Below are 5,121 nucleotides of genomic sequence, written 5' to 3'. Positions count from 1 at the left end.
CCTAAATCTAAATTGGTCGCTTTCAAAATTAAATTATTTTTTGTCGCTTCCAACAAAATACAACTCAAAATCGGCAAATTCAAATTTTTGCCAATTATTTTTTCTGTTTTAGAAATTGCTGTTATTAATTTTTCCGCTGAACATTTTAATTTCATAGTTTTATAATATGTTTATATTTTCTATATATAATATTATATATATTTATAAACTGTTGATAAGTTAATAATTCAATAAAAGTGTTTTAAGGTACGGTTGTTTGGTTGTTTGAAAATTTAATAAATTGTTGATAAGTTTTGGTGAATTGTTGATAACTTATTTTTAAATATTTTTTATAAACTTTATCCTTTTTTATAAACAAGTTAATATTTGGTTTTGAACAGTTTATCCACTAAAAAACTAAACGAATTTGATTTAATTCTTGCAATAAGGAATTATTTATTTTTAAATTTGTTTTGATTTTATCGCAAGAATGAATTACTGTGGTGTGGTCGCGTCCCCCCAATTTTTCGCCGATGGAGGGATAAGAAAAACCATAATCCTCTCTTAAAATATACATAATTAATTGGCGAGGTTTAACTACTTCTTTTTTTCTTGTTTTTTGATAAATAACATCCTCCTCTATTCCATAAAATTCCGTGACAGCTTTGACGACTTCTTTAATAGAGATATTTCGTTTGGGAGTGGTATTATTTTTTATCAAAGATTTGATTTCAGGCAAACTTAATTCTTTTGCTTTCAATTGAGATTGACACATTATTAAATTAAAAACCCCTTCTAATTCTCTGATATTTCCGGTAATTTCAGAGGCGACAAAATCAATTATTTCATCCGACAAAAAGAAATTTTGCATTTGGGTTTTGGATTTAAGGATTTCCATTCTGGATTCTGTGTCGGGCGCTTGAATATCTACCAACATTCCGGCTCCAAATCTGGATTTGAGGCGGTCGGCTAAATCGGGAATGAAATTTGGGTGGCGATCTGAGGAAAAAATTATTTGTTTGTTATTATTGTATAAATAATTAAAAAGATGGAATAATTCTTCTTGAGTTCTTTCTTTTTTAGAGAGAAATTGAATGTCGTCCATAATTAAGACATCATATTTTCTGTATTTTTCTTTGAATAAATTTATTTTGTTTTGTTGAATGGAATTGACGCAATCTAAGGAAAAATTTTCAGAAGTGATATAGAAAACTTTTTTATTATGGGTTTGATTTTTGAATTCGTTACCCAAAGCTTGAATTAAATGAGTTTTACCATAACCGGTTTTGCCGTAAATGAATAAAGGGTTATAAACAATTCCTTGTTTTTTTAGGATAGTTTGTGCGGCGACATAAGATAATTCATTAAAAGAGCCGACAATAAAAGAATTAAAAATATAGCGTGGGTTCAAATTATCTATTTTATCTATATAATAATTTTCCAAAGGCAATTTGCTGTTGGCGGTTAATTTAGCTTTCTGATTATTTTTTATTTGACTGGAAGAACTGTCAATAATATATTCTACCGCGCGGATATTGGCTTCAATCTCGCGCAAAACTTGCAAAATATATTTATTGTATTTTTCGCAAAGCCAATTTCGGACAAATTCATTTGGCACACCCAAATAAATTGTTCCATTTTCATATTTGATAATATAAGTATCTTTAAACCAAGTGTTAAAATTCGGTTTTGATAATTTTAATTCAAGGCCGGTTAAAACATCTTCCCAGACCTTTTTATTATCCAAATTATTATTGTTTAGAGTTGTAGAAAACATTTTTTAAAAGAGATTAAAATTACAATTTACATTATAGTCCGAATTGTTTGATTATCAAACTTGTGGAAAGTGTATTAATATGTTGTTAAACTGTGGATAAGTGGATAACGAATAAAATTTTGAATTTTGATTGAATACTTAATGCTTGAATGTTTAAAGACGAATTTTTGCTTCGCAAAAATTCGTCGTCTCTGCGAGCCCCGTTAGAGATTATTCTTTAACGGGGCGAGCGTTTAGCGAAGCCACACCTAACAGGTGGTCAAACAGTCCAGAAAAGTTCATCGTATCGCCACACTTCTGGATCGCTTCGCTAAACGCTCGCGAAGACGGACGGGACGATTGGCGAAGCCAATCGTCTCTGCGAGAAGCGACCTTAGGGAGCGACGAAGCAGTCCAGACCCCCCACCTCCATCTCTGCGAGCGAAGCGGTTTCTCTGCCACTGAGGCAGATCCAACCCGCAGACAATTTATCTCCTCCTTTTCTCCGCTCATAAAATTAATTTTTGACTTTTAAGAAAAAATAAGATATTATAATAAAATAGTTTTATTAAGCAATTAAGTTTAAATCCGCTAAAAATAGATGAAATTATCTGAATTTTCCACCAATTTAATACTCCAATTCAAAGTCAAATCTATATAAAGACAGGATTTTAATATTATGTCATTAACCACCGTCATCTTCCTTCTGGCTGTTTTTGCTGTGGGAGGAATCGCTTTTGGATATTTTTTGCGCTGGGCGCTCACCTTTGGGAAAAAAGGTTCAATTGAGTTGAAAATTCAACAAATGACCTTGGATGCTCAAGAAAAATACAAAAATATTATTTCCGAGGCGGACAAAAAATCAAACGATGTAATTCAAGAAGCGGAAAAGGAGAAAAAAGAAAAAGAAAAACAAGCGCAAAAAACAGAGGAACGCTTGATCAAAAAAGAAGATTTTTTGGACAAACGCCAATTGGAATTAAGCGCGGAAACAAAGAAAATTGAAGAGAAAATCTCTAAAATTGAAGCGGTGCGGGCCAATTTGGAAAAATTAAAAGAAAAAGAACAACAAGATTTGGAAAGAATCGCAAAATTGAGCGAAACTGAAGCCAAGGAACAATTATTGACCATAATTGAAAAAAATTATGCGGAAGATTTGGCGACTCGTTTGCAAAAATTGGAACAAACCGGTGAAGAAAAACTTGAAAAAAAGGCGCAAGATATTTTAATCACCAGTATTCATAGAATGGGAAATTCCGTGGCGGCGGATGTCTTGTCCACAACTATTAGCATTCCCTCGGACGATATTAAAGGGAAAATTATAGGGAAAGAAGGCAAAAATATCAGAGCATTTGAAAGAGCTTCCGGCACGGAGGTGATTGTGGATGATACTCCAGGTTCTATTACAATTTCATCTTATGATCCGATTCGGCGTCAAATCGCGCGCGCCGCTTTGGAAAATTTGATTATTGACGGCAGAATTCAGCCAGCGCGCATTGAGGAATTTCTGGAAAAAGCCAAATTGGAAATCAATAAATTGATAAAGAAAAAGGGCGAGCAGGCGGTTTATGAATGTGGGATTGTCAATTTGGACCCGCGGATTGTTTCTATTTTAGGACGGTTGTATTTTAGAACCAGTTATGGGCAGAATGTTTTGCAACACTCCATTGAAATGTCGCATTTGGCGGGAATGTTGGCGGAAGAATTAGGGGCGAATGTCGCTATCGCCAAAGCTGGCGCGCTCTTGCACGATATTGGCAAGGCGATTGACCACGAAGTGCAGGGCACCCATGTTGAAATCGGCAAAAGAATTTTGCAGAAATTCGGGGCGGATGAGAAAATCATTCAAGCGATGCAGTCTCATCATGAGGAACACCCTTATGAAACCGTTGAATCGGTGATTGTTCAAATTGCCGACTCTATTTCAGGCGGACGACCAGGGGCGCGTCGGGATAATGTGGAAAATTATTTGAAACGCTTGAAAGAATTGGAGGATATCGCGAATTCTTTTCAGGGAATTGATAAGGCGTATGCGATTCAAGCTGGACGGGAAATTCGGGTTTTGGTGCGACCAGACGAGATTTCCGATATAGAAGCCAAAAAATTGGCGCGAAATATTGCCTTGAAAATTGAAAATGAATTAAAATATCCAGGGGAGATCAAGGTGAATGTGATTCGGGAATCAAGGGTGATTGAATATGCAAGATAGAATCATTAAAACACGAGAACACGAGAACACGAGAACATTAAAACATTAAAACAAAGAGACGGCGGGCTTTGCCCGCCGTCTCAACCCGTCTTTGTGAGCGTTTAGCGAAGCGATCCAGTCCACCAATTTTTGCAAATTTGCGAAGACGGGAAGTTGGATCGCGTCGTCGTTCCAAATTTAGAGGTTGGAAGTTAGATATTAGAAGTTGGATGAAATTGGCTTTGCCAAGTTCCCTTTTTTTGCGAAGACGATTGCTGGATCGTGTCGTCGCTCCACTTCTCGCGAAGACGGATTTTGGCGAAGCCAAAATCCGTCCTTGTTCTCGTATTTTTATGTTTTAATATTCTTATGTCTCAAGGGCTTGCGTAAAAAATGGCTTATTATATAATAGAAGCGTATTATCAGTAGGGACTTTGGGCTATGCTATAATTAAGGCATAATTCAAAGCATAAATAATAGTCGTTTTTTATTAATTTTAATCAAAATTTTGTTATGAATAAACAAGCAATAATTGAAGTAGTGAGTGGGGTGTTAGGAGGCACAAAAGTTGACGCTGAAAAAGCGGTGGACGCCGTTTTTGACGCTATTACCAATACGCTTAAAAAAGGCGAGGACGCGTCTGTGGCCGGATTTGGGATCTTCTCCGCCAAAATGAGAGCGGCGCGCACAGCGCGCAACCCGCGCACTGGTGAAGCGATTGAAGTGAAAGCAATGCGAGTTCCAAAATTCAGAGCTTCCAAAGCTTTGAAAGACGCGGTGAAACAAGGTTAATCTAAAATATCGTTAGGGTAACGTTACCCTAACGTTAGACAACAAAAAACCGCCGAGTTTTCCTTCGGAAAACTCGGCGGTTTTTGTATTGGCTGGATCGCATCATTCCCCACTCGCCCGTTGTCTCTGCGAGCGTTTAGCGAAGCAGTCCAGCATTCGTCTTCGCAAAAGAAAAAAAGGGAAATTGGCAAAACCAATTTCATCCAACTTCTAACATCTAACTTCCAACCTCTAAATTTGGAGCGACGACGCGATCCAGCTTCCTTTGTTTTTTATAACAACTCCAAAAATTCCTTTTTGGAGATTTTGGCTTGTCGCAGAATTGCCAATAAAGTTCCTTTTGGAATAATTTTGTTTGTATGCATTGGCACGGTAACTCTCAGAGAATTTTTTCTTAAAATTAAAT

Annotated in this window: 5 protein-coding genes; 2 read left to right on the top strand and 3 right to left on the bottom strand. The window is 36.3% G+C overall.

The window, feature by feature from the left end:
- The coding region (locus KKC46_23050; GenBank protein MBU1056683.1) for a DNA polymerase III subunit beta at window positions 1–155 on the bottom strand (155 nt) is incomplete at its 3' end.
- 233 nt (window positions 156–388) lie between these two features.
- A complete protein-coding gene (gene dnaA / locus KKC46_23045; GenBank protein ID MBU1056682.1) occupies window positions 389–1,726 on the bottom strand; it encodes a chromosomal replication initiator protein DnaA in 1,338 nt (445 codons plus the stop codon).
- Window positions 1,727–2,414: 688 nt separating this feature from the next.
- On the opposite strand from dnaA, the gene rny reads away from it, so the two are divergent.
- Together rny and KKC46_23035 are read left to right on the top strand one after the other, a co-directional pair.
- Window positions 2,415–3,944, top strand: coding sequence for a ribonuclease Y (gene rny, locus KKC46_23040; protein ID MBU1056681.1), 1,530 nt, complete (start codon window positions 2,415–2,417; stop codon window positions 3,942–3,944).
- Window positions 3,945–4,436: 492 nt separating this feature from the next.
- The gene (locus tag KKC46_23035) at window positions 4,437–4,715 is read left to right on the top strand and encodes an HU family DNA-binding protein (protein MBU1056680.1); all 279 of its coding nucleotides are present in this window, start codon (window positions 4,437–4,439) and stop codon (window positions 4,713–4,715) included.
- Window positions 4,716–4,987: 272 nt separating this feature from the next.
- On the opposite strand, the gene KKC46_23030 is transcribed toward KKC46_23035, so the two are convergent.
- On the bottom strand, window positions 4,988–5,116 hold the full coding sequence (locus KKC46_23030) for a type II toxin-antitoxin system HicA family toxin (protein MBU1056679.1): 129 nt from the start codon (window positions 5,114–5,116) through the stop codon (window positions 4,988–4,990).
- Window positions 5,117–5,121: the final 5 nt, after the last annotated feature.

The sequence above is a fragment of the Pseudomonadota bacterium genome, assembly GCA_018817425.1.
Taxonomy (GTDB): domain Bacteria; phylum Desulfobacterota; class Desulfobacteria; order Desulfobacterales; family RPRI01; genus RPRI01.
Note: the sequence above shows the minus strand (reverse complement) of the source record. Positions and strands in the feature narration are given on the sequence as shown.